This is a genomic window from Polyangium jinanense (genome assembly GCF_028435265.1).
GTDB lineage: Bacteria > Myxococcota_A > Polyangia > Polyangiales > Polyangiaceae > Polyangium > Polyangium jinanense.
The window spans coordinates 25,293-50,205 of record NZ_JAGTJK010000004.1 but is presented as its reverse complement, the minus strand read 5'-3'; the positions used below and the strand labels follow the sequence as shown (position 1 = coordinate 50,205).

17 protein-coding genes are annotated in these 24,913 nt (G+C 67.8%); 16 read left to right on the top strand and 1 reads right to left on the bottom strand.

Going from position 1 to position 24,913, the window contains the following annotated elements; translation table 11 throughout:
• Positions 1 to 9 precede the first annotated feature (9 nt).
• The 5 genes from KEG38_RS11135 (at position 10) to KEG38_RS11115 (ending at position 7,244) form a co-directional block, all read left to right on the top strand.
• Positions 10 to 1,890 carry a HEAT repeat domain-containing protein gene (locus tag KEG38_RS11135; protein WP_272419313.1) on the top strand — a complete coding sequence of 627 codons (1,881 nt, stop codon included), beginning with the start codon at positions 10 to 12 and terminating at the stop codon, positions 1,888 to 1,890.
• A 48-nt stretch (positions 1,891 to 1,938) separates the two neighbouring features.
• Positions 1,939 to 3,069, top strand: coding sequence for an ATP-binding protein (locus KEG38_RS11130; protein ID WP_272419312.1), 1,131 nt, complete (start codon positions 1,939 to 1,941; stop codon positions 3,067 to 3,069).
• A gap of 6 nt (positions 3,070 to 3,075) precedes the next feature.
• Positions 3,076 to 5,478: a DUF5682 family protein gene (locus KEG38_RS11125; protein WP_272419311.1), complete on the top strand. Its 2,403-nt coding sequence runs from the start codon at positions 3,076 to 3,078 to the stop codon at positions 5,476 to 5,478.
• A gap of 5 nt (positions 5,479 to 5,483) precedes the next feature.
• The gene (locus tag KEG38_RS11120) at positions 5,484 to 6,794 is read left to right on the top strand and encodes a VWA domain-containing protein (protein ID WP_272419310.1); all 1,311 of its coding nucleotides are present in this window, start codon (positions 5,484 to 5,486) and stop codon (positions 6,792 to 6,794) included.
• Positions 6,795 to 6,878: 84 nt separating this feature from the next.
• A complete protein-coding gene (locus KEG38_RS11115) occupies positions 6,879 to 7,244 on the top strand; it encodes a hypothetical protein (RefSeq protein ID WP_272419309.1) in 366 nt (121 codons plus the stop codon).
• On the opposite strand, the gene KEG38_RS11110 is transcribed toward KEG38_RS11115, so the two are convergent.
• Entirely contained in the window at positions 7,195 to 7,605 is a 411-nt protein-coding gene (locus tag KEG38_RS11110) for a hypothetical protein (RefSeq protein WP_272419308.1), read from the bottom strand. The genes KEG38_RS11115 and KEG38_RS11110 overlap by 50 nt on opposite strands.
• 165 nt (positions 7,606 to 7,770) lie before the next feature.
• Here KEG38_RS11110 and KEG38_RS11105 point away from each other — a divergent pair, with 165 nt between their 5' ends.
• From KEG38_RS11105 to KEG38_RS11055, 11 genes are all read left to right on the top strand, one after another.
• Positions 7,771 to 10,752: an AIR synthase-related protein gene (locus KEG38_RS11105; protein ID WP_272419307.1), complete on the top strand. Its 2,982-nt coding sequence runs from the start codon at positions 7,771 to 7,773 to the stop codon at positions 10,750 to 10,752.
• Positions 10,742 to 11,602: a phosphoribosylformylglycinamidine synthase subunit PurQ gene (locus KEG38_RS11100; RefSeq protein ID WP_272419306.1), complete on the top strand. Its 861-nt coding sequence runs from the start codon at positions 10,742 to 10,744 to the stop codon at positions 11,600 to 11,602. The genes KEG38_RS11105 and KEG38_RS11100 overlap by 11 nt, the downstream gene beginning before the upstream one ends.
• Positions 11,603 to 11,683: 81 nt before the next feature.
• Entirely contained in the window at positions 11,684 to 13,813 is a 2,130-nt protein-coding gene (locus KEG38_RS11095) for a hypothetical protein (protein WP_272419305.1), read from the top strand.
• Positions 13,814 to 13,996: 183 nt separating this feature from the next.
• Positions 13,997 to 15,613, top strand: a complete 1,617-nt coding sequence (locus KEG38_RS11090) for a golvesin C-terminal-like domain-containing protein (RefSeq protein WP_272419304.1) — start codon at positions 13,997 to 13,999, stop codon at positions 15,611 to 15,613.
• Between the two features lie 54 nt (positions 15,614 to 15,667).
• Complete coding sequence (locus tag KEG38_RS11085) at positions 15,668 to 16,969, top strand: beta-propeller domain-containing protein (protein WP_272419303.1); 1,302 nt, start codon at positions 15,668 to 15,670, stop codon at positions 16,967 to 16,969.
• Positions 16,970 to 17,017: 48 nt separating this feature from the next.
• Positions 17,018 to 17,956 (top strand): LysR substrate-binding domain-containing protein, encoded by a 939-nt coding sequence (locus KEG38_RS11080; RefSeq protein WP_272419301.1) that lies wholly within the window; start codon positions 17,018 to 17,020, stop codon positions 17,954 to 17,956.
• A gap of 95 nt (positions 17,957 to 18,051) precedes the next feature.
• Complete coding sequence (locus KEG38_RS11075; protein ID WP_272419300.1) at positions 18,052 to 19,533, top strand: catalase; 1,482 nt, start codon at positions 18,052 to 18,054, stop codon at positions 19,531 to 19,533.
• Entirely contained in the window at positions 19,530 to 20,021 is a 492-nt protein-coding gene (locus KEG38_RS11070; protein ID WP_272419299.1) for an ankyrin repeat domain-containing protein, read from the top strand. Before KEG38_RS11075 ends, KEG38_RS11070 begins: the two co-directional genes overlap by 4 nt.
• A gap of 92 nt (positions 20,022 to 20,113) precedes the next feature.
• Complete coding sequence (locus KEG38_RS11065) at positions 20,114 to 22,345, top strand: PhoX family protein (RefSeq protein ID WP_272419298.1); 2,232 nt, start codon at positions 20,114 to 20,116, stop codon at positions 22,343 to 22,345.
• On the top strand, positions 22,342 to 23,976 hold the full coding sequence (locus tag KEG38_RS11060; protein WP_272419297.1) for an Aq_1262 family (lipo)protein: 1,635 nt from the start codon (positions 22,342 to 22,344) through the stop codon (positions 23,974 to 23,976). The genes KEG38_RS11065 and KEG38_RS11060 overlap by 4 nt, the downstream gene beginning before the upstream one ends.
• A gap of 22 nt (positions 23,977 to 23,998) precedes the next feature.
• On the top strand, positions 23,999 to 24,913 hold the full coding sequence (locus KEG38_RS11055; RefSeq protein WP_272419296.1) for a class I SAM-dependent methyltransferase: 915 nt from the start codon (positions 23,999 to 24,001) through the stop codon (positions 24,911 to 24,913).

Here is a 24,913-nt window from a genome sequence, read left to right as displayed (position 1 = left end):
AGCACGACGATGGCCAAGGATACCCTGAAGCAGCTCGACCGCGACGTCGACCGCTGGCTCTTCGCCGGCGCGCAGATTGCCCGGACAGACCCGAACCTCGCCGCCGCGCGGGACACGCTCGCCCCGCTCGCCGCGCGCGCGCCCGCGCTCGGCAAGGTCACAGAGCAGATCGAAAAACTCCAGAATGCCACGGGCAAGGCCGCGGCCTCCGAGCTCCTCGCGCTCGCCTCGCTCATGGCGCAGGTGCGCGGGGCGCAGGCGACGCCGGCCCTGCCCGAGGCGAACGGCGACCTCACGCCGCTCACGCCGACGCGGAAAATCGGCACGCCGCTCACGCCCACGGAGCTCAATACGCTCGTCGGCGCCCTGACGAACGCCCCGGATGCGCGGCAGCGCTCCCGCATCATTCGCGATTACGCGATGTCGGACCGCGGCGCGGCGCGGGACCTGCGCCTCCTGCCGCTCGTCGTTCCGGCGCTCTCGGACGGCGCCATCGCCGAGGTGGTCGTGCAATACCTCGTGCCGGCGCTCGGCGAGGCGATCGTGCCCAGCCTTCAAAAACACCTCGACCTCGAGAAGGGCCGCGCGCTCGACGTGCGGCTCCTTCGCGCCATTGCGCGGATCGAGGGAGCGAAGGCCACGGACCTTCTCCGCGAGGCCGTCGAAAAAGGCGTTCCGGACATCCGCGCCGCGGCGATCGCCGAGCTCGGCCGGATCGACCCCCTCGCCGCCGAGCCCATCGCGCTCGTGCTTTCGGAAAAGGATCGCTCGAAGGACGTGCGCGTCGCGGCCGTGCATGCGCTCGCCGGGGCTCCGAGCGACGAGGCGCTCGACGTGCTCCTCCGCGCCTTCGGAGGCACGGCCGAATTGCGCTCGGCGGCCGAGATCTCGCTCGCCGCGAGCAAGCACCCGCGCGCGAACGAGCGGATCATCGCGCTCTTTTCGCCCGAGCTCCGCGAGCTCGGCCATTACCGCATCAAGAAGGCCACGACGAAAGAAGAAAAGGACGCGGCCGCGAAGGAGCAGAAGGCGCATACAAACCAGGTCGAATACCTCGTCGATCTCGTCGACCTCCTCACGGCGCGGGGCACGGACGAGGGGGCGAACCTCGTGCTCGAAGCGTTCCGCCAGCACAAGGTCAAGGAGGTGCGCGACGCCGCGGCGCGCGCGCTGCTCCGCATCGGTTTTCCGGGCGCATGGGAAGAGCTCATGCCGTCGCTCTACGACGCGCCCGACACCACGAAGGACGATTTCGTCGGTGGCGTCATCGCCCTCGATCCGGCGAAGGCCCACGACCGCCTCGCGCGTTTCTTCGAGCCTCTGGCGCTCGCGCAGAAAAAGGGCCTCGACCTCGCGGAGCGTATCCTCGCGCGTGTCGCAAACCATTTCGTGGATCTCGAAGAGGGGGACGACGGCACACCGGGCAATGGGGAATCCGCCGAGGCCACCCAGAAGATCCGCAACGACGAGCGCTGGGTCGATCTCGGGGTCGCCATGCTCGGGAACAAGAGCCTGCGGATCTCCGCGCTCACCCTCCTCGTGCATGCGCGCTCGCCGAAGACGCTCGGGGACGCGCTCTCGGTCTCGCGCGAGGAGGGTTTGTCGAGCGAGGAGGCCCTGCTCGTCTTCGAATGCCTCGGCAAGCAGCGCGACCCGCGCATCCTGCACGCGTTCTTGCGACTGCTCGAGCCTCTGCGCGGCGGCTACGACTATGGCCGCGCGTGCAACGTCATGACCGCGTACGACGATCCGGCCCTGGCCCCGATGCTCCGGAGCTGGCTCGACGCGAAGCAAAAGAGGAAGCGCCTCTCGCGCGCCGAAGCGGCGCCCTTCGAGGAATGCCTGCGCTTCCTCGAACGAGCTCGAACAGCGGCGCCCACGGTCGATTGACACGACAAACCACGTATTTCCATCGAACGCACGGTCGGGGACAAGAGCATGGCGACGAAGAAGGACACCCAGAAGGCGGACGGCGGCGAGGGCTCTGTGAAATCGGATGTCCTCCGCGAGCCGGCGGAGCGGCTGTATGCGAGCGAGCTCGAAGCCATCGCGGCGGCCGACAAATTCGAAAAACCCGCGGGCTGGCGGCTCTCGCCGAAAGCCGTGCTCCTCTACATCATGGGCGGCAAGGTCGGCGACGTGAACATCACGCCGAAATACGTGGGCGCGCCGCGCATCGTGGAGATCGCGATCGCCACGCTCGCCACCGACCGCGCGCTTCTGCTCATCGGCGAGCCGGGCACGGCGAAGAGCTGGCTCTCGGAGCACCTCGCGGCGGCCATCTGCAATGATTCGCAGCTCCTCGTCCAGGGCACGGCGGGCACCACCGAGGAGCAGATTCGTTACACGTGGAATTACGCGCTCTTGCTTGCGGAAGGGCCGAGCCCGAAGGCGCTCGTGCCCTCGCCCATTCACCGCGCGCTCGAAGCGGGCAGGCTCGTCCGATTCGAAGAGATCACGCGTTGCCCCTCGGAGGTGCAGGACGCGTTGATCACGCTCCTCAGCGAGAAGGTCCTCGCCGTACCCGAGCTCGGCTTGCACGTGCAAGCGAAGCGCGGCTTCAACGTCATTGCCACGGCGAACACCCGCGACCGCGGCGTCAACGACATGAGCGCCGCCTTGAAGCGCCGCTTCAACATTGTCGTGCTCCCCGTGCCGAGCGACATCGACACCGAGGTCGCGATCGTGGCGCGCCGCGTGCGCGAGATCGGATCGAGCCTCCAATTGCCTGCGGCGCCCCCGGCCGAGGAGGCCGTGCGCCGCGTGGTGCAGGTCTTCCAGGAGCTCCGTCGGGGCCAGACGATCGACGGCAAGCAAAAACTCAAGAGCCCCTCAGGCGTCCTCTCCACGGCCGAGGCCATTTCGGTGCTCGGCAATGGCATGGCCCTCGCCGGCCATTTCGGAACCGGCCGCGTGAGCGACCGCGACCTCGCCGCGGGCCTGCTCGGCGCGGTCGTCAAGGAGGATTCGAAGGACGAGGCGGTGTTCGTCGAGTACCTCGAGAACGTCATGAAGAAGCGCGGCGGCGCCTGGGAGCCGCTTTATACGGCCTGCAAGGAGCTCGTGTAGGCAGCCATGGCGGCGAGGAAGGCAAACCCCGGGGCAAAGGCCGTGGTGCCGGGAAAAACCCCGCCCACCACGGGGCCGCTCGCGCGTATCTTCGGCGTACGCCACCTGTCGCCGATGGGCGCCTGGCACGTCGAGCGATTCCTCGACGAGGTTGATCCCACGGCCGTGCTCGTCGAGGGCCCGAGCGACGCGACCGATGAGATCGCGCACCTCCTCGACAAACGTACGACGCCCCCGGTCGCGCTGCTCGCGTTCACGCAAGAGCGGCCCGTCCGCTCCGTTCTTTTCCCCCTCGCCGCTTATTCGCCCGAGTGGGTCGCGCTTCGCTGGGCGCTCCAGAAAAAACGGGTGGCCCGCTTCATCGACCTCGCCGCCTCGGTCTACCTCGCCCGCAGCGAGCCCGCGCCGGAGCATGCGCACGAAGACGAGGACGAATCCGAAGAGGCAGACGAAAAACAAGAGACGGACACCCAGCGCTACCTCGGTGATCCCTACGAGGCGATCGCAGAGCTCTCGGGCGATCCGGACCACGACACCTGGTGGGAGCGCCATTTCGAGCATTCGATGTCGCCGGATTCCTATCGCCTGAGCATCTTCGAGCTCGGCCGCGAGCTCCGCGCGCTCGAGTACGAGTCGCCGCGGCGGCGCGAAGAGACGCTCTTGCGCGAAGCGTTCATGCGCCGGCGAATCCGCGACACGATCGCGGAAGGGCACGACCCCGACCGGATCGTCGTCATCTGCGGCGCCTATCACGCGCCGGTGCTCGTCGCCGAAGAGCCGGCCATGACCGACGAGGAAATCGAAAAACTGCCAACTGTACCGGTCACGCGCACGCTGATGCCGTACAGCTTCTTTCGATTGAGCTCGCAATCAGGATACGGCGCGGGCAACAAGGCGCCCGGGTATTTCCAGGCGCTTTACGAAGAGGCCCAAGCGGGCTCGACCGCGCGGCTCGGGACGCGCTTTCTCGCTGAGGTCGCAGGGAAGCTGCGCAAGGCGGGCATGGTGCGATCGAGCGCGGAAGTCATCGAAGCCGTGCGGCTTGCCGAGGGCATGGCCTCGCTGCGCGACGCGCACGCACCCACGCTGCGCGACCTCGAAGACGCAGCGGCGACGTGCCTCGGCCAGGGCGAACCCCTCAACGTCGCGCGTTTCATCCACGACGTCGCGGTGGGCGACGCGCTCGGCAAGGTGCCTCCGGGCGTCTTGCGCACCTCGATCCAGGACGATTTTTATCGCTGGGTGAAGGATCTGCGCCTGGAGGAATACCTCAAGGACAAGGAACAGATCATCAAAGGGTCGACGAGCAAGGATTGGCTCGACCTCCGGCAGGATCGCTTCGCGAAATCGGAGGATGCGGCCTACCGGGATCGGAATCGTTCCATCTTCCTGCACCGGCTCACCGTGCTCGGCATCGGATTCGCGGCGAATCGGACGAGCGAGGAGGACCGGGCGCAAAGCACGTACAAGGAAGTCTGGGGCGCCCGCTGGACACCCGATTGCGAGATCCAGCTCGTCGAGAACGCCCTCCGGGGCGATACGATCGAGATCGCCGCGGCGCGCTCCATCGGCGAGGCGCTCGAAGCAGCCGCGAACGTGCACGCCGCGGCGAACCTCGCACGGAGGAGCGTCGAATGCGACCTCTCGGACGCGACGGCAGCGGCGCTCGCCCGCGTCTCGACGCTCGCGGTCGACGACGGTGATTTCGTGGCCGTGGCGGGTGCCGCCCTCGAATTGAGCCACCTCGTCGCGTACAAGGACGTACGCAAAATCGACGTCGCGCCGCTCGAACCGCTCGTAGCGCAGCTTTTCTTGCGTGGTGCGCTCCTCGCGCCGGAGGCCTCGCGCTGCAACGAGGAGGCCTCGCGGAACGTCGGCGTCGCGCTCGGACACCTGCATCGCGTGGGGCACATGTTCCCCGACAAACTCGACGTCGACCGTTTCGCGAGCGTGCTCGACGCGATCGCCGACGACGACGTCGCCTCGGCGCACGTCGCGGGCGTCGCAAGCGCGATTCTCCTCGAACGCGGCATCCTCAAGGACGACGTCCTCGACCGCCGCATCTCGCGCCGCATCTGCCCCGGTGTCTCGCCGAGCGAAGGTGCGGGCTTTTTCGAGGGGCTCGCCACGCGCAACCGGTATGCATTGCTCTCACGCCGCTCGCTCTGGGCCGCCATGAGCACGTTCGTCGAGGCAATGGACCACGACGATTTCCGGCGCGCCGTCGTCGCGCTCCGCCGCGCGTTCGGCTCGTTCGAGACGAGCGAGGCGCGAAAGATCGCGGCCCTGCTCGCGGAGCTCTGGGGCGGCAGCGAAAAAGAAATTCTCCGGGCGATCGAGACCAAGGTGGACGACGCCGAGCTCGCGGCTCTTCAGGACGACCTCGGCGATCTGGATCTGGATCTGTAAAAGCCATGGCCAAAAAGAAGGCGCCTCCCGCCCCCACCCCTGCTGCCCCGAATCCGCCCGCGGCGCCGCCAGCGCCCGCCGGACCGATGACGTTCGATAGACACCAGCGCTGGCGGCTCATCCTCGGCAAGCGCGTGGAGGATCAAATCCGCGGCGGTGGAGGCGCAGGAATGGGCGCCGGCAGCGGCGGCGGGCTCCTCACGCGCGAGATGGCGGAAATGGACGCCGCGCTCGGCGCGCTGTACGACATCGAGGAGACCGAGCCGGGCAATGGCAGCGGCAGCAGCACCAAGCGCAGCGCCGGGCTCGGCGCGAGCCGCCCGAAGCTCGCGGCTTGGCTCGGCGACGTGCGCAAGTATTTCGAGCAGGACGTCGTCGCGGTCATCCAGCAGGACGCAATCGAGAAGAAGGGCTGGAAAGAGCTACTCTTCGAGCCCGAATCGCTCGCGCAGATCACGCCGAGCGTCGAGCTCGTGGGCACGCTGCTCACGATGAAGGACATGATCCCGGACCGGGCCAAGGACGCCGCGCGGGAAATCGTCCGGTCCGTCGTGGAGGAGATCAAAAAGCGAATGCAAGGCGAGCTCGAACGCGCGGTGCGCGGCGCGCTCGACCGCTCGCGCCACCAGCCCATTCCGAGCCTGCCGAACCTCGACTGGCGCCGTACGATCGGGAAAAACCTCAAGAACTATCAAAAGGACCGACGCACGATCGTCCCCGATCGTTTCTTCTTTTTTGCCCGGCAGCACCGGCGGCGCGAATGGAACGTGATCGTGGCGATGGACCAGTCCGGCTCGATGGCGAGCAGCGTTGTCTACGGCGGCGTGATGGGCTCGATCCTGGCGAGCTTGCCGGCCCTGGAGACGCACGTCGTGGCCTTCGACACGGAGGTCGTGGATCTGACGCCGCGGCTCGTGGATCCGGTGGATCTCATCTTCGGGATCCAGCTCGGCGGCGGGACGGACATCAATCGAGCGGTCGGTTATTGCCAGGGCCTCGTCTCGAACCCGCGCCGCACGCTCTTCATTCTGCTGACGGATCTTTACGAGGGCGGCAATCAAGAGCAGATGGTCAAGCGCATGGAGGAGATGGTGCAGAGCGGCGTGCGCGCGATGTGCCTCCTCGCGCTCGACGATTCGGGGACGCCCATGTACGACGCGGAGCTCGCGAAAAAACTCGCGAAGCTCGGCGTGCCTTGTTTCGCGTGCACGCCGAATGCGCTCCCGCCGATGCTGGAGGCGGCGCTCAAGGGGCACGATCTCGAGATGATCGCGCGGCGGTTCGACGCGCGGAAGGCGGAGGGGCGCGACGTGTAGCCTCGGCGCTCTCGGCGGGTTGCCACGCCGGGTCTCCTCGTGTCATGATGCTTGGGTTCCAAACGAACTCAGGGAGGAGATCCAGTGGCGAAAATCACGATCTACGAGACGTTCACGAAGGCCGACATCGAAGCGCTCCTCACGGTCGGCGCCCATCTCGCGCTGGCATTCGATGCGTCCCATGAGCACGCCGTGAAAACCGTCCACCTCGAGCTCGGCATGCAGATCTCGGCGACGCAGATCGTCGACCTCGAATCGCGGTTCCACTCCACCTACATCAAGCTCAAGGGCGGCCTGATGCACGGCGAGGGCAAGTACAAGCTCGAAGCGCACCACTTCGAGCAGGACATCGTGGACGCGTCGCCGAAGGCCTACGAGATCAAGAAGAACCGCGCCATCGTCAGGCACGGGAGCGTGGGCGATCTGGTCGCTGATATCGGCTGGTGGTGACAGCGCCGATCACGAGCACGGCCACGAGCGGCACGAGCCCCTCCAAAACGATCGTGCCCAGCCAAACCCGCGCCTCCCCTGCGGGCAGGTCCACGCGGATGTGCGGGCCGACGTCCTCCGAAAACCATTCATCCGTTCCGATCCGATAAACGGCCCAGAGCAGCGCGACCACGAAGCCGGCCGCGCGGAGCGTCTTCTTGCCGGAGAGGGCGAGCGCGACCGTGACGGCGAGCGCGACGAGCGTGCAGCCGAGGACGAACGGCTCCCAGGGCGGCGCGACCTTGTCGAGCACCTCCGCCCGCGCCACGCGTGGCAAGGCGAGCACGGGCAAACACGCGGCCCACCGGATCGTTCGAGGCACGAGGTCGCTCCTTCGCCGCAGATTATCCTTTTGCGTAGGACCTTCCAAGCGCGAGCGCTCGGGCCTCGCGCGGGCGCCTGGCGAAGCGAACGAAGCCACGCCCGCAAACCTTCCACATCCCCCAGGTTGTGCTAGACGGCTGCGCGGACGAGGAGCCCACCCACCATGCCCATCTACCGGCTCGAGATCGAGAACCGGCCGGCCGTTCCGGACGCGCTCGCCACGAAAACCGCGCAGACGCTCTCGGCCTGGCTCGGCCTCTCCCCGGCGCGGATTCGCACGCGCAAGGTATACCTCTGTGATCTCGACATATCCGAGGCCGAGGCCAAAAAGGTCCTCGCCGCCATCGCCGACCCCGTGATCGAGGTCGCGGCCCTCGGCGCGCTGCCCGACGGCGAGCCCGGCGATCCGCCCGTGCTCCTCACCGTCTCCTTTCTGCCCGGCGTGACGGACGCGGTCGGCAAGAGCGTCAAGACCGCGTGCGAGGACGCGCTCGGGCGCGCGCTCACGGGCCAGGTGTACACGGGCACGATGTACCTCGTCTGGGGCCTTCTGCGGGCCGACATCGAGCGCGCGGCGGCCGAGGTCCTGCACAACCCGCTCATCCAGCGCATTCGCATCGACGAGCCGCCGCGCAAGCCCGACCTCGGCGTTCCCCGCGCCGGCGCGACCGGGGCGCCGCGGACCGAGATCGTCCCCCTGCGCGGCCTCTCCGACGAGGCGCTCGAACGGCTCTCGCGCGAGCGGCTCCTCGCGCTCTCCGTGCCCGAGATGCACGCGACCCGCGCCCATTTCGAGAAGGAAGGCCGCGAGCCCACCGACGCCGAGCTCGAGTGCATCGCGCAGACGTGGAGCGAGCACTGCAAGCACAAGATCTTCAACGCGCCGATCGAGTACACAGACCCCGCGGGGAATACTCGACGCATCGAGCGGGGCGTCTTCAAGACGTACGTCGTCGCCGCGACCGAGGACGTCCGCAAGGCCCGGGCGTCGTCCGGGATCGACGGGGACAGCGGCGATTTTCTGGTCTCCGTCTTCAGCGACAACGCGGGCGTCGTGCGATTCACGGACGAATGCCATCTCGTCTACAAGGTCGAGACGCACAACTCGCCCTCGGCGCTCGATCCGTACGGCGGCGCGATGACCGGCATCGTGGGCGTCAACCGCGACAGCTTCGGCTGCGGGCTCGGCGCGGACCTGCTCGCGAACGTGTGGGGGTATTGTTTGGGCAAACCAAACCATACCGCCACGCTGCCGAAGGGCCTCATGCACCCGCGGCGCATTCGCGACGGCGTGCACCACGGCGTCATCGACGGCGGCAATCAGTCCGGTATTCCGTACATGCGCGGCTTCGAGCTCTTCGACGACCGGTTCGTGGGCAAACCGCTCGTGTATTGCGGGACCGTCGCGGCGATGCCCGTGCAGACGGCGGACCGGCCCACGCATGAAAAGTTCACCGCGCCCGGGGACCGGATCGTCATGATCGGCGGGCGCGTGGGCAAGGACGGCATTCACGGCGCCACGTTCTCCAGCGTCGAGCTCAATGAGAGCTCGCCCGTCCAGGCGGTGCAGATCGGCGACCCGATCACGCAGAAGATGATGTTCGACATGCTCGCCGAGGCGCGGGATCGGGGCCTCTACAGCGGCATCACCGACAACGGCGCCGGCGGGCTCTCGAGCAGCGTCGGCGAGATGGCCGAGGCATCCGGCGGCGCGGAGATCGACCTCGCGCGCGTGCCGCTCAAATACCCGGGCCTCGCGCCCTGGGAGATCCTCGTCAGCGAGGCGCAGGAGCGCATGACGGTGGCCGTGCCTCCGGACAAACTGGACGCGTTCCTCGCGCTCGCCGCGCGGCGCGAGGTGGAGGCCACCGAGATCGGCACCTTTACGAGCTCGGGCAGGCTCGTCGTGCGTTACGGCGAGGAGAAGGCCTGTGATCTCCCGCTCGCGTTCCTGCACGGCGGGCTGCCGAAGGTCGTGCGGACGGCGCGCTGGAGCCCGCCCACGCGGGCGTTCGCGAGCGCCGCGGACCGCGACAGGGCGCTCGCCGCGCGGCCGATCGACGACCTCGTGGTCTCGATGCTCGCGCAGCCGAACATCCGCAGCGACGAGCGGTACGCTCGGCATTACGATCACGAGGTGAAGGGGCTCGCGGTGGTCAAACCCTTCGTGGGCGTTTTTCGGGACGTACCGTCCACGGCCACGGTCATGCGCGTGCGGCACGGGCGCGACGAGGGTGTGGTGCTCGGCGAGGGGATTCACCCGCATTATAGCGACCTCGACACGCACGCGATGGCCCTCGCTTGCGCGGACGAGGGCGTGCGGCGCGTCCTTTGCGCCGGCGCGCGGATCGATCGAATGGCCGCGCTCGACAATTTCTGCTGGCCCGACCCCATCAAGAGCGCGACCACGCCCGACGGCGAGCACAAGCTCGCGCAGCTCGTGCGCGCGTGCGAGGGCCTGTACGAGGCGTGCGTCGCGTACGGGCTGCCGCTCATCTCGGGCAAGGACTCGATGAAGAACGACGCCACCATGGGCGGCGTGAAGATCTCCGTGCCGCCGACCCTGCTCGTCAGCGTCATGGGGCAAATGAAAGACGTAAAGCACGCGCTCACGCTTTCACCGCGTGCGCCGGGCGACGTCGTGTATTTGCTCGGCGAGACCGAAGACGCGTGCGGCGAGAGCGAGCTTTCGCGGCTCCTCGGGCTCGCCCTCGACGGCGTCCCGCGCACGGCCCCAGAGCGCTTCGCGGCGCGATATCAGGCATTCGCCGCGGCGCACGAGGCGGGCCTCGTTCGCTCGGCGCACGTGCTCTCGCGCGGCGGGCTCGCGGTCGCGCTCGCGCACATGGTGATGGCGAGCGAGCTCGGTTTGTCGGTCTCGCTCGATGGCGTGGGCGCAGGGCTTTCCCCGGCGATCGCGCTCTTCAGCGAATCGACGGGGCGCATCCTGCTCAGCACCCGGGCCGAGGACGCGGCCGCGCTCGAAGCGCACCTCTCGCCACATGCCCTCGTCCGGCTCGGCACGGTCGAGCCAGGTTCGTCGGGACGGGGGTATTTACGTATTCGTCATGGAGGACAAACACTCGCCGAGCTCGGTTCGAACGCGCTCCGCCGCGCTTTCCAGGAGGAATCCCATGCCGTCTGACGTCATAAAGCCCGCGCCGAAGGAGGCGCGCGACGTGCGTGTCCTCGTGCTCACGGGCTACGGGCTGAACTGCGAGGCCGAGACGGCCGCCGGTTTTTCCCGCGCGGGCGCGAGGGTCGACCTCGTGCACCTCAGCGAGATCCTGGAGCGCGGCGGGCAGGCCGATGCGCTCGCCGGGTATCACATCCTCGCGTTCATCGGCGGTTTTTCCTTCGGCGATCACATCCAGAGCGGGCGCGTGTTCGCCAATCGCCTCCGATTCCGGCTCGGCGAGGCGCTCTGCCGGTTCGTCGACGACGGCGGGCTCGCGCTCGGGGTCTGCAATGGATTCCAGACGCTGGTTTGTCTGGGGCTCCTGCCGGGCGTGAGCCGCGCGCGGGGCACGCCGCTCGCCGCGCAGCAGGCGGCGCTCGTGCACAACGACCGGCTCGGGTATTTCGACACCTGGGTCAAGCTCGCCGTCGACCCCGCGAGCCCCTGCGTGTGGACGCGCGGGATCGGCCCCACGATCGAGATGCCGAGCCGCCACGGCGAGGGCAAGCTGCTCTTCCTCGATGAATCACTCCGCGACGAGATCCTCGCCTCGCGCCTCGTGCCCGTGCGTTACGCGGACGCGAGCGGGGCGCCGACGGAGGTCTGGCCGGACAACCCCAACGGCTCGCCGGGCGGCATGGCGGGGCTCTGCGATCCCACGGGACGCATCTTCGGGCTCATGCCGCACCCCGACGCGTATCTCTACCCGGAGAATCACCCCGACTGGATCCGGCAACGCGACGCGGGAACGCTCCCGGCCGCGGGCCTCGGCCTGCGCATCTTCGAGAATGGGGTGCGGGCCGCGCTCGCGGGGTAGATCGGCGCTTCGTTCTCGCCATTCTCCTTTTGCCGACATGGGGGCGTTCATGCTCTCATGGTCCTGGAGGAGAAATTTCGTATGGCGATGCGGCGTGTCCGTGGGCTGTTTTTCGGGGCCGGTCTCTCGGCCCTCGTTTCGTGCGGCGGCGCGGCCGTGCAGACGCCACCCGAGACCGGCGAGGGGGCGAAAACGGACGTCGCGGTCGCGCCGCCCGCGCCCACCACCACCGCGGCGCCGGCCAAGGGCGCGGCGCTCGAGCCGCCGCAGAAGATCGATTCGCTCCTCCGCCTCGTGCCACGCGACGCCGTGCTCGTGGCAAACGTGCCGCCGCCCGAGAAGGCGCTCGCCGCGATGGATCCGGCCCTCCGGGCGGGGCTCCTGTCCGAGCTCGCGGGCGGTCTCTCGGGCAAGCTCGGGCTCGACCCGGCGCTCGTCGCGGACCTCGTCAAATCATTCGAGGGCGCCGTCGTGTTCGCGGGTCCGGCCACGCCCGGCGGTCCGTCCGAGCCGATGGACAGGTTTTGTTATGCGGCCCGAATGAACGACGGGGCGCTCGTGACGAAGGCGCTCGACGCGCTCGGGGCCGAGAAAAAGGAGCGTGGCCTCTTCGTCGTCCGCTCGCCGAAGGGCCTCGAAGTCATGCACGGAGCGTGGATCGAAGGGTCACGCGCGCTCGTCGGGTGCCTGCAAAAAGAGAACCTCCGTGATGCGTTCGAGGTCGGTCATGGGCGCGCGCCCTCGGTCGAGGGATCGGCGCTGCTCGTCAAGGAGCGCGCGGGTGATCCGTTCATCGCAGTCGATTTGCATGGCCTCGGAGCCGGCACGAAATCGCCGCCCGAGCCGGGCTCGCGCCTCTTCGTCGCGCTCGTGGGGCAATCGCAGGGACTCGGGCTCGACCTGCGATTCTCGGGGTATGGGCCCGGTTTCCCGGCGCTCGGCTCGGTGCTCGACGCGGCGCCGCAGGTGCTCATGCCGAAGCTGCCGGAAGGCGCGCTTGCTGCCATCGGTTTGTCGATGCAGCGTTCGTCCGGCAAAACCGTGGAGGACGTTCTGGAGGTGGCCGGGCGCTCGATATCGCCTGATTTCGCGCAGATGTTGAAGCGGGGGCTCGGTAACATCGGGATCGAGCTCGCGGATTTCGAAAAGGCGCTCGGCGGTGAGATCGTTGTCGGATTGTACCGGGATCCGAAGCGGCCGTTTTCGTTCGACGACGCGAGCGACGACCCCGCGAAGGACATGGCGGCGCTCGTGGTGATTGCGACCAAGGATGCGGACGCGCAGAAAAAAACATTTTCGAGTTTCCAGGTGGGCATAAAGCCGGACAAGAAGGACACGCTCAGAGGGGATACGTACACGCGGGATACGGGGGACGGCTCCATCCTCCACATCGAAATGCGGCCGGGGTTCGCCGTCATCGGGCTCGGCAACAAGAAGGTCGCGCTCGATGCCGTGCGGCGGTTCGGGAAAGACACGAATACGCTGGCTACGAATCCAGCGTTCCTCACGGCGCGCGCGAAGGAGAAGGCCGCGTCGCATATGCTGCTTTTCTTCGATCCGGCGCTCGCCCGGCTGATCGCCGATCCGACCTCGGGCGCGAAGCCCGGCACGCGGGTCGGGGGCGGATCGATGCTCTCGCTCGTACTGTTCCCGAGTGATCGTGGGCTCGAGCTCTCCGCGACCGGGGACGGCGCGGCGGAGCTTCTGGGGATCGGCGCGGCGCTCGCGGTGAACGCCGTCAAGCGGTACACGACGCGCGTGAAAGCCGCGGAGGCCAGGCATACGCTCGGCATGATGGCCCGCGCGGCCGTGGCCGCGTACGAGCGCGAGCAGCTCGATGCCAAGGCCGTGACGCACAAGCTGTGCAAATCGGCGACGCCGGTGCCGAGCGTCGTGCCCCGGGATACGACGTATGTGCCTTCGGGGAAACCGGGGCAGGATTTCGAGCAGGGCGATGAGGCTTCGGGCTGGCGTTGCCTCAAGGTCTCGCTCGTGCAGCCGATCCGGTACCAGTACGAATACCGTGTGGGCGGGAACTACAAAGGACCGAAGCGCGGCGGGCCCGATCCGGGCAAGGACGGGTTCGAAGTCTCGGCCGAGGGTGACCTCGACGGCGACGGCAAGACGAGCCTGTTCACCATGATTGGAAAGATTCAGAAGGGGACGGTCGTCCTGTCCACACAGATGTTCATATCGGACGAGTTCGAATGACCTGATTTTCGGGCGTTACGCCCCGCGTCATCGTTGCTCCGGACAGACGCGACGCGCCAAGCGGTGACTCGCGCTTGCGCTCGGCGACCAATCAACGTACGCCTCCATTTCATATCCCTGCCTCGGCATCGCGTCCCGAAGGCCCACACGATCCCACCCCGGAAACGAAGAAGGGTTCACGCCATGAGACGTCTGCTTTGCCTGCTGATGTTCGCGCCCGTGCTTTCTGCCTCCGCTGTCCTCTCCGGCTGCGGCGGCGAGGAAGGCACCGGCGAAGTGGATACCACACTCAACCCCGGTGAAGCGGCCGTAAGCCCGACCGCTGGTATGCACCCTTATCAGCCCCATTTCGACGCCGCCGCGAAGGAGTTTTCCGTTCCGGCGTCGCTCCTCATCGCGATCGGATACACCGAGACGCAGCTTTATCACGTGCCCGGCGATACCTCGGAGTTCGACGGTGTCCCGGCTGCGTATGGCGTGATGGCATTGCGTGGCGAGGCGCTCACGAAGGGCGCCGCGCGCGCGGGCCTGAGCGAGGAAGAGGTCCAGACCGAGCCCGAGGCCAACATCCGGGCCGCAGCGGCGCTGCTCGACGCCTACGCCGAGGAGCTCGGCTTCGACCGCGCAGACATCGGCGCGTGGGCGCCCGCGGTGGCGGCGTACTTCAACCATCCGAGCCTCGACGCGCAGGCGCATTTCGTCCATGACGAGGTCTATCGCCACCTGCGCGAGGGCATCGCGGCGCCCGAGGACAGCGGCATCGACGAGATCCTGGCGCCGAACCCCGACGCGACGCCGAAGTTCCCGATGCCCCAGTTCGTCGGCAAACCCGGGCCCGCGAACGCCGTTTATGCCGGCGCCGTGTGGCGCCCGGCGCCCTCGTCGAACTACACCTCGGGCCGCAGCGGGTACAAGGCCGAGCTACTCGTCGTCCACACCTGCGCCGGCGGGTATTCGGGCTGCTGGGGCTGGCTCACGACGCCGTACCCGACGAACCCGTACAAGACGAGCGCGCATTACGTCGTCAACGAGAGCGGCAGCGAGGTCTCGGCGCTCGTCGACGAGGCAAACACGGCGCACCACGTCGGCGCGAGCTGGAATGGCCTGCCCACGAACCCGCGATCGGTCGGCATCGAGCACGGCGGGTATCCGTACGCCGGCGCGAACAAGTGGACGGAGGGCCAGGTCGCGACGTCCGCGAAGCTCTCCTGCGACATCGTGAAGCGGCAGAACATCATCCGCGATCGGCAGCACATCATCGGCCATTACCAGCCGGATCCGGTGAACCGGGCGAACGACCCCGGGACCGATTTCCCCTGGGCCGATTACATGAACCGCATCAACACCTGCGTCGGTGGTGGTGGCGGCGGCGCCTCGTACATCACGGTCGACAGCAACAACGCGAACAACAACAGCGCGGTCGCGCGCATCGTGGCGCCCTCGGCGAACTGGACTTCGTCCACGAACGTCGCCGGGTATTACGGCACGGGCTATTATGCCGCGCCCACGGAGGCGATCTCCGACGGCGCGACGTTCGAGTTCTACCTGTCCGCGGCGGCCTCGAAGCAGGTCTACGCGTGGTGGACCTCGGCCTCCGACCGGTCGACGACGACGCCGTACGTCATGTTCAACGCGAGCGGCACGAAGCTCGGCACGGTGAGCAAGAATCAGCAGACGGGCGGCGGCTCGTGGCAGCTCATCGGTACGTACAACTTCTCGGCAGGCTGGAACAAGGTCACCGTCTCGCGCTGGACGACGACCGGTTATTACGTCATCGCCGACGCCGTGCAGATTCGCTGAACCCCTCTCCATGGCCCGCGGCGTCACGCGCGCCGCGGGCCCTCCCCAATACGCATGCCGCATCATTTTCTGCCCCGCTTCTCCCGCCTCGCACCCGCCCTCCTCGCCCTGCTCGCGGCGGCGCCGTCCTGCTCGAAAAAAGAAAAAGAACCGGACAACGCATTGCCGTCGCATTCTGCAATGCCAGGGACCGGCACGAGCGCAGGCGCGATTGAGGTAAAACCACCTGTCCCGACAACCGGCAACAATTCGGATGTCCCGACAACCAAGGACAAACCATTGCCGCCGGAATCGGCGGAAAGGACGGAGGCAGGGCCGAAAAACGCGACGGGAGACGAAATACCCCCCGAAGAGCGGCCAAAAATCGCAGGAAAAGTCGCGTTCATCTCGGAGCGCGATGGAAACCGCGAGATCTACGTGATCGGCGCGGATGGCAAAGGGGAAGAGCGGCTCACGAAGAGCCCGCACGCCGATTACAATGGCCCCGCCTCCCCCGACGGCAGCGCGCTGCTCGCGATCCGCGTCGAAGGCGAGGAAGGGCCCCAACAACTCCTGCTCCAACCCCTCGACGGAAGCCCCCCAAAACCCCTCGGACCACTGGCAGGGCGCGTACGCTTTCCCACATTCTCACCGGACGGGCGCTTCGTCGTCTACGAGTCGAACGGCGGGAAGGTGGACCCGGCACATTTTTCCGATCTGTACCGGGTGAACAGCGACGGGAGCGGCTTTCGACGCATCACGAAAAACGACGAGGGGAATTTCGAGCCGGCGTTCTCGCCGAAGGGCGACGCGATCGTGTTCATTTCGAGCCGCGATCGCGTGGCCGAGCTCTATCGCATCCGGCCCGACGGGAGCGATCCCGTCCGCCTGACGAACACGCCGCGCGACGAATGGGGCGCGCGGTATTCGCCCGACGGCAAGGTGCTCGTCTTCGTGAGTGATCGCGAGGGCGCGGACCGCATATGGCTCATGCCCTCGTCCGGCGGGGAGGCGCGACGTTTGACGCAGATGCGGCCTGCGCCGCGGATCGTGGAGGAAAAGCCGACCTGGTCCCCGACGGGCAAACGAATCGCCTATGCGCTGCGCGTGCCCGAAGAGTCGGCTCGCGTGGGGCTCGTCGCCATGGAGGACGGGAAAGAAACGTTCGTGCGAGCGCCGGGAGGCACGGGGCACGTGGGTGAGCCGGCGTGGTCGCCCGACGGGCAATACCTGGCCGTGACCGTGACCCGCGGATCGGAGCAGCAGATCTGGATCGTGCGGGCCGACGGGAGCGGAATGACGAAGCTGACGAGCTCTCCGGGCGGGAACTGGAATCCCATCTGGATTCCGCCCCGCAAAGGGAAAGGCGGCAAGTAGAGAGGCCGCGTCGCGTCTGGCGGGGTTCAGTGATAGGATCGTCCTATCATGCGCCTTTCCCCTCACCCCGTGACCCTGCGGCAACTCCAGTACGTGGTCGCGGTCGCGGATCGAAAGAGCTTTCGGAAGGCCGCGGACGATTGCCACGTGTCGCAGCCCTCGCTGTCGGCGCAGATCCAGCAGGCCGAGGAGGCGCTCGGGATCCTCCTGTTCGAGCGGGATCGGCGCACGGTCACGCTGACGGCCGCCGGCGCGGAGATCGTCGCGCGCGCCCGCGCGCTACTCGTCGCCGCGGACGATCTCGTCGATACGGCGCGTCGTTTCGGCGATCCGTTCGCCGGGACGCTGCGCCTCGGCGTGATTCCCACGATTGGACCCTATCTCTTGCCGGAGATCGCGCCGGTTCTGCGCGAGCGATATCCGAAGCTCACGTTCGTCTGGACCGAAGAAAAAACGTCGACGCTCGTGCAGATGCTCGGGCAAGGGGCGCTCGACGGGGCGATCGTAGCGCTGGAAGCCGATATCGGGGATCGGCCGCACGTGGTGCTCGGCAAGGATCCGTTCGTCTTCGCGGCCGCGCCAGGGCATCCGCTCGCCGGATCTCGCCGGCCGCTGAAGCCCGAGGAGCTCGAAGGCGAGCGCGTGCTCTTGCTCGACGACGGCCATTGCTTCCGGGATCAGGCCCTCTCGTTTTGCTCGCGCGCCGGGGCCGAGGAGGCGGGGTTTCGCGCGACGAGCCTCGCGACGCTCACGCAGATGGTCGCCGGGGGCGCGGGCGTGACGCTCCTGCCGAACCTCGCCGTGCCGCTCGAGAATCGGCGCGACGCGCTGCGGATCCGTCCCTTCGCGTCCCGGAGCCCGGCGCGGACGCTCGCCCTCGTCTGGCGGCGCGGATCGGCCCTGGAGAGCACGCTGCGCCCCGTGGGCGACACACTCCGCAGCGCCTACACCTTGCTCACGGAGCGCGCCCAGGCCGCCCTCCGATAGGCTCGTCCTATCAGGACCATAGAAACGATGTCATGGCCCCCCGGCCCGGGGCGGACGTACGCTTCTCGTATTCCACGAACGAGGAGGGAGCTACCATGACGAAACGCATTCTCACGACCGAGGGTGGCGCGCTGGTGATCGACAACGCGCATTCGCAGACCGCGGGCGCCGCCGGGCCGACGCTCTTGCAGGACCACTACCTCCTCGAAAAGCTCGCCCGCTTCAACCGCGAACGAATCCCCGAGCGCGTGGTGCACGCCGTCGGCTCGGGCGCCTATGGCTACTTCGAGGTGACGAACCCCGACGTGCCGCGGTGGACGAAGGCCAAGCTCTTCTCCTCCGTGGGCAAACGGACGCGCGTTTTCTTGCGTTTTTCGACCGTCGCGGGCTCGAAAGGCGCGCCGGACACCGTGCGGGATCCGCGTGGTTTCGCATTGAAGTTCTACACCGAGGACGGGAACTGGGACATCGTCGGGAACAACACGCCGATCTTCTTCCTGCGGGATGGAATCAAGTTTCCCGATTTCATTCACTCGCAGAAGTACGACCCGTACACGAACCGGCAGGAGCCCAACAATGCGTGGGACTTCTTCTCGCACACGCCGGAGGCGACGCACCAGTTCATCTGGCTGCACGGCGATCGAGGCATTCCCGCGACGCTGCGCCACATGGACGGCTTCGGCTCGCACACGTTCCTGTGGGTGAACGCGGATGGCGAGAAGTTCTGGGTGAAGTTCCATTTCAAGACGGATCAGGGCATCCAGTGCCTCACGAGCGAGCAGGCGGCGGCGATCGGCGGCAAGGATCACTCCTTCCACCACAAGGATCTCTACGACGCCATCACGCGCGGTGAATACCCGAGCTGGACGTTCAAGGTGCAGATCATGCCGGAGGCGGACGCCGCGAAGTACAGGTTCGATCCGTTCGACGTGACGAAGGTGTGGCCGTACAAGGATTATCCGCTGATCCCGATCGGGAGGCTCGTGCTCGACAGGCTGCCGGACAATTACTTCGCCGAGACCGAGCAATCCGCGTTCGATCCGGGGAACATGGTGCCGGGCGTCGGGCCTTCGCCCGATCGCATGCTGCAGGCGCGGCTTTTCGCATACGGCGACGCGCAGCGGTATCGCCTCGGCATCAACCACACGCGGCTGCCGGTGAACGCGCCGCAAGGCGTGGCGGGCGGCGCGCGGAACTACGGGCGGGACGGCGCGATGCGCTTCGACGACAATGGCGGCCGCGAAAAGAACTACCAGCCGAACAGCCATGACGGCGCGACGCCGACGGGCGAGCGGTACGACGTCGGCATCGCGCTCTCGGGGCATACCGGGCCACAAGCGCACCCGCGGCACGTCGAGAACGACGATTTCGTGCAGGCCGGAGCGCTTTATCGTGTGATGAAGGAGGACGAGCAGGCGCGGCTCGTGCAAACCCTCGCGGGCAGCCTCGCGCAGGTGAGCCGGGAGGACGTGAGCGAGCGGTCGATCGGGTATTTCGCGCAGGCGGACGAGGAGCTCGGCCGCAAGCTGCAGAACGCCGTGGCCGCGCTGCGCGGAGCGAAGGAGGGGGCACAATGAACGACCTCTCCTTCGAGGAACGCGAGCGCGCCGCTCACCTCGCCCGCGCTGGAAAAACCGATCCGCTCGTCGAATTGCTGGGAGGTCGCTCACCGGATGTGCTCGACGCGAAGGGTGATAGCCTGCTGATGCTCGCGGCGTATTACGGTCACGCGGGAACCGTGACGGCATTGCTGCTCCTCGGGGCGGATCCGGAGCTCCGGAATCCGCGCGGCTGGTCGCCGCTCGATGGGGCCGCGTTCAAGGGCGATCTGGAGGTGATCCAGACACTGCTCGATTGCGGCGCGCAGCCGGACGCGGCGGGGCCGGACGGGCGGACGCCGCTCATGTGGGCCGCGGCCTTCAATCGCAGCACGGTCGTCGAGGCGCTGATCGAGCGCGGCGCCGACCCCACGCGGCGCGACGTCGCCGGCCTCGACGCCGCGACCCACGCCCAAACCATGGGCGCGGACGCCACGTATACGCTGCTCACAAGGCGAGCGGCCTGATCCGCAAAACGGCTGGTGTCCCACGTCGACAATGCCAAGATCCTCGGGCGCGCGCGCTCCGCATTCGCGAGCGCCGCCCGAGGAAACGGCGAATGAGAGGAAAAACGGGCCACTGGGAGCAGCGTCATTTCCAGGCTCTCGGGACTGCCGGCGTCCTGATCGCGGTCGCATTCGTGGCCTGCGAGGGCGGCGAGGGTCCGGACCGGACCGCGGCGACGGCGCGTGTGCTCGCCGGGCGGCCGCTCTCGAGCGTCGTCGCATTCGCGTTCACGGACGATGCAGGCACGGGCGCGACGGATCTCGCGCACTACGTCCGGATGCGTGTGGATCAGGTCGCGCGAGGGACGCTGCCGAAGGGCGTGGAGTTTCCGCTCGCGAATACGTCGACGGACAGCGTGCGGGCGATCGCGGGGCTTTCGCCGAACGTGGTGGTGTCGTGGCTCGATCCGCTGACGTTCGATCGGAGCCCAGCGGCGCCGCGGTTCGGGGTGAACGACGATTACATCGCGGTTTTTGGCGACCACTGGAACGACGTGCCCGGCGATCCGCCGCAATGGCACGGCAGCAGCACGTCGGCGTGGATGTGGGTGAACCACGAGTCGGTTTCGAATGAGCCGCCGACGTCGACGACGGCGCCGACGGGACAGCACCTCACGCTCGCGAAATACCTCGCGGCCGAGAAGGTGCTGACGAACGACGTGACGTCGAACCGGTGGCCTCCCGAGGCGCTCGCGACGTACGTGCGCGAGCACAAGCGCCAGGTCGGCGGATCGTGGTTTCACGTGGTGCAGGACCCAGCCTCGGGCGCGTGGCGCGTCGATCGCAGCGCTGGGGCCGTTCGATACGACGCGACGAGCAAGACGCTCGCGCGCATCACGGGGCTCACGCCGCTCGAAGTCGATCACGATGACGAAGGCCACGCGCTCCCGCCCGGCGTCGTGAGCGGCATCATGTCCGATTGCTCGGGCGGCCAGACGCCATGGGGCACGGTGATCACCGCGGAGGAGAACGTGCAGGACTTCCACGGGGACATGGAGGTCTTCTGGACGGGCGAGCAGAAGCTCGTCCGCGGTGCAGGCGCGGACCCCGGCGGGCCGATCACGTTCGACCCGGCGCCGAGCCCGACGAGCTGGTTCGGGATGTCGCCGGACGTGAAGTCGCGCCACGCGAAGGATCTCTACGGCTACCTCGTGGAGATCGATCCGGGCAAAGCGCCCGACGAGTACGAGGGGAAAAACGCGCCGGGCGTGGGGCACAAGAAGCTCGGCGCGATGGGCCGCGCGCGATGGGAGAACACGACGTTCGTGGTCGACGCGGACTGGAAGCTCTTGCCGAACGAGCCGATCGTCCTCTACGCGGGCGAAGATCGGCGCAGCGGCCGGGTGTACAAGTTCGTTTCGAAAAACGTCTACGAGCCCGGCATGACACGGGCCGAGATACGCGCGCTGCTCGACGCGGGGAAGGTGTACGCCGCGCACTTCGCCGGGCTCGACAACACGACGGGCGTGACGATGCTCGCGACGGGCGAGGCGCCGACGGAAGAACAGCCGGGGATCGGGCAGTGGATCGAGCTCGGCACGGCGAGCACGGCGATCGCTCCGAACGCGGACGCGCTCGGCGAGCCGGGCAAGACCGTGGGCGATGCGCTCTCCGACATGGATTACAACGGGCTCGGCGGCTTCTCGAGCGACGACGACGTGCGCCGCGTGCTGTTCACGGCGAGCGCGAAGGTCGGGATCATGGAGCTGAACCGGCCCGAGGACGTCGAGTACAACCCGCGAGATCCGAGCGGCACGCCGCGGATCTACGTGTCGTTCACGAACCACGGGCACAAGACGCAGCTCGATCAGGCAGGCAGGCTGATCGATCCGGCCGTGCACGAGCAGGCCGCGGTGGCGCGGCCCGACAAGATCGGCAACGTGTTCGCGATGCAGGAGGCGAATCCGAAGAGCCCCGCGGCGTCGACGACGTTCACGTTCTTCCGCGTGTGGGCCGGCAAGAATGCTACGGGACCGTACGATGCGTCGAACCCCGACAACATCCTGATCGATCGCGCGGGCGGCGTGTGGTTCGGGACGGACGGGAACTTCACGACGAACGAACGAGCCGATGCGGTGTACTTTCTCGACCTCGATCGCGCGCACGCCGCGGGCGCGCCGGGCATCGTGTCGCCGACGTTCGGCAAGGCGTTCCGCATCGCTGCGCTGCCGAGCGACGCGGAGGCCACGGGGCCGGCGCTCGCCGCGGACATGCGCACGCTGTTCGTGAGCGTGCAGCACCCGGGCGAGCACGCGCCGAGCCTGTGGCCACACGGGACTCCGTGAAGCGCCGCGCGGCCGCGTCCTTACTCGTCTGCGGGCTCCTGGTGGGCCTCGTGGCGGGCGCCTGCGCTCGACGCGAGGAGCGGGCCGCCGAGGGCCTTTACGACCCGCTCGCGCGCGCCCGCGAGGCCAGCGGGGTCGTGCACAACCCCGAGGCCTCGGTGCCGCCGCTCTGTTACACGAAGACCGGCGGGACCTCGAACCCGTGCTGGGTCTGCCACACGAGCGCGCACGGGTCGAACGTGCGCGCGGATGCGCATTTGCAGGAGGAATACGCGTTCTCGGACGCGGCCCTCACGAACCACTACGAGAACCTGTTCGTCGATCGAAGCGCGGAGATCGCGCGGATGTCGGACGAGGAGATCCTCCGCTACGTGCGCGAGGACAACTACACGCCGCTCCGGCGCGCGCTCGCGGGCGCACGCGGGTACGAAGGCTACGTGCCGGATCTCGATCTCGATCGCGGCTTCGACGACGAGGGTTTTGCGCGGGACGGGAGCGGCTTTCGTGCCGTCCGATTCAAGCCGTTTCCCGGGACGTTCTGGCCCACGAACGGGAGCACGGACGACGTGTTCATCCGTTTGCCCGAGGCGTTTCGCAAGGACGAACGCGGCGCGCCGTCACGCGCGATCTACACGCTGAACCTGTCGCTGCTCGAAGCCGCGATCACGACGGATCCGGATGCGCCGGCGGATCGGATCGATCGCACGATCGAGCCGGTGGACGAGCGTCTGCTCGGCGAGGATCTCGACGGCGATGGTGCGCTCTCCGCGGGCGTGACGCGCGTGCGGCGCTTGCCACGCACGTACGCGGGCGGCGCTTCGAGCGAGCCGCTCGAACGCGGGATCTACCCGCGCGGCGTGGAGTTCTTGCATTCGGTCCGCTACCTGGATCCCGACGCGCCCGGGTACGTCGCGCGGCGCATGAAGGAGCTCCGATATTCACGCAAGGTGCTGAAGCTCGATCGATGGGCGCTCCTGCGGGCCTACGAGAAAGAACAGGACGAGAAGGACGAGGGGCTCCTGCCCGTGTACACGGGGTCGGCGACGAGCGGGCTGCGGAATGCGTTCGGCTGGCAATTGCAGGGGTTCATCGAGGACGCCGAGGGGCGGCTGCGGCTCGCGACCGACGAGGAGCATCGATTCTGCATGGGCTGTCATTCCGCGCTCGGGGTGACGGTCGATCAGACGTTCGCGTTCGCGCGCAAGGTGCCGGGAGCGGAAGGGTTTCGCATGCAAGACCTGCGCGGCATGCAAGACGTACCGGAGCTCGGACATGCAGAGCCCGAGGTGCTGACGTATCTGCGTCGCGTGGGCGGAGGCGACGAGCTCCGCGCGAACGAGGAGATGCTCGCGCGCTTCTTCCCCGGCGGAGCCCTCGCGGAATCCGAGCTGCGGCGCGCCGCGCCCGGCGGCGATCGGGATCTCGCGTTCCTGCTCCTGCCCTCGCGCGAGCGCGCGCTCGCGCTCGACAAGGCGTATCGCGTGATCGTTCGAGGTCAACGTTTTGATCTCGGCCGCGACGCGCTGCTCCGGCCCGCGGAGAACGTGCACCGGTCGATCGAGAACGGGTCGACGGAGCTCGGCAAAACGAATCAGGTCTACACGGACGGGCGGCTGCGGCTCGATTGGTGAAGGTGCTACGCTCGGGGACGTCATGCCCCACGAGCGCCCGAGCCTGACGGCCAAGAAGATCGCCCGATTCCTGATCCTGATCGACGCCGTGCCCCGCTTCGCAGGCCTGCTCCCCGCGGATGCGGCAACCACGGTGGAGGCGATCCTGCGCGCATCCGGGGCCGTCGGGCGGCGGCAGATCGACATGATGCGCGCGCCGTGGACACAGCGGTTCTACGAGATTGCGGAGGCATGGACGGCCCGCGGGCAGCTCATCTGGTTCGGGCTGCGAAAGCGATGGATGGCGGATGCCGTGGAAGAAGCCATCGCGGCGGGCGCGACGCAGCTTCTCGTGGTGGGCGCAGGATTCGATCCGCTGGCGACGATCGTCGCAAGGCGTCATCCGGAGGTGACGTGCGTGGAGATCGATGCGCCGGCGACGGCCGCGCCGAAGCGGGCGGGGGTGCGCGGAGCCGGGTTTGAAAGGACGAACCTGCACATCTGCGCGGCAGATCTCTCCAAGCGATCCCTCGGCGAGATCTTGCGCGCGACCCCGTGGCGGAGCGACGCGCGGAGCGTGGTCGTGGCCGAGGGGCTGCTCATGTATCTGGACGTGAAGGACGTGAAGGCGTTTTTCCGGGCGGTCCACGAGCACACGGGGCCGGGGAGCCGCGTGGCATTCTCGCACGTGGACGGAGACGACGCCGGACGGCCGCACCTCGGGACGCTGGATTGGTTGATCCGCACGTCGCTGCGATTCGCCGGGGAGCAGATGCGGTGGGGAATCCGGCCCGAGCAGCTGCCGGCATTCGTGAAGGAAGCCGGGTTTTTGGTGGTCGAGCAGGCGGACGGGGAGGCGCTGCGGAAAGAGTATCTCGCGCCGATCGGTTTGCCGGAAGAGCCGGTCGCGGCGTACGAGGTTCTCGCGCTGGTGGAGCGAGCCGAGGCTCGCGGATGA

Excerpts from the sequence above, each read along its gene's own strand:
- KEG38_RS11135 (WP_272419313.1), top strand. The coding sequence starts at position 10 with ATGGCCAAGGATACCCTGAAGCAGCTCGACCGCGACGTCGACCGCTGG.
- KEG38_RS11130 (WP_272419312.1), top strand. The coding sequence starts at position 1,939 with ATGGCGACGAAGAAGGACACCCAGAAGGCGGACGGCGGCGAGGGCTCT.
- KEG38_RS11125 (WP_272419311.1), top strand. The coding sequence starts at position 3,076 with ATGGCGGCGAGGAAGGCAAACCCCGGGGCAAAGGCCGTGGTGCCGGGA.
- KEG38_RS11120 (WP_272419310.1), top strand. The coding sequence starts at position 5,484 with ATGGCCAAAAAGAAGGCGCCTCCCGCCCCCACCCCTGCTGCCCCGAAT.
- KEG38_RS11105 (WP_272419307.1), top strand. The coding sequence starts at position 7,771 with ATGCCCATCTACCGGCTCGAGATCGAGAACCGGCCGGCCGTTCCGGAC.
- KEG38_RS11100 (WP_272419306.1), top strand. The coding sequence starts at position 10,742 with ATGCCGTCTGACGTCATAAAGCCCGCGCCGAAGGAGGCGCGCGACGTG.
- KEG38_RS11095 (WP_272419305.1), top strand. The coding sequence starts at position 11,684 with ATGGCGATGCGGCGTGTCCGTGGGCTGTTTTTCGGGGCCGGTCTCTCG.
- KEG38_RS11090 (WP_272419304.1), top strand. The coding sequence starts at position 13,997 with ATGAGACGTCTGCTTTGCCTGCTGATGTTCGCGCCCGTGCTTTCTGCC.
- KEG38_RS11085 (WP_272419303.1), top strand. The coding sequence starts at position 15,668 with ATGCCGCATCATTTTCTGCCCCGCTTCTCCCGCCTCGCACCCGCCCTC.
- KEG38_RS11080 (WP_272419301.1), top strand. The coding sequence starts at position 17,018 with ATGCGCCTTTCCCCTCACCCCGTGACCCTGCGGCAACTCCAGTACGTG.
- KEG38_RS11075 (WP_272419300.1), top strand. The coding sequence starts at position 18,052 with ATGACGAAACGCATTCTCACGACCGAGGGTGGCGCGCTGGTGATCGAC.
- KEG38_RS11070 (WP_272419299.1), top strand. The coding sequence starts at position 19,530 with ATGAACGACCTCTCCTTCGAGGAACGCGAGCGCGCCGCTCACCTCGCC.
- KEG38_RS11065 (WP_272419298.1), top strand. The coding sequence starts at position 20,114 with ATGAGAGGAAAAACGGGCCACTGGGAGCAGCGTCATTTCCAGGCTCTC.
- KEG38_RS11055 (WP_272419296.1), top strand. The coding sequence starts at position 23,999 with ATGCCCCACGAGCGCCCGAGCCTGACGGCCAAGAAGATCGCCCGATTC.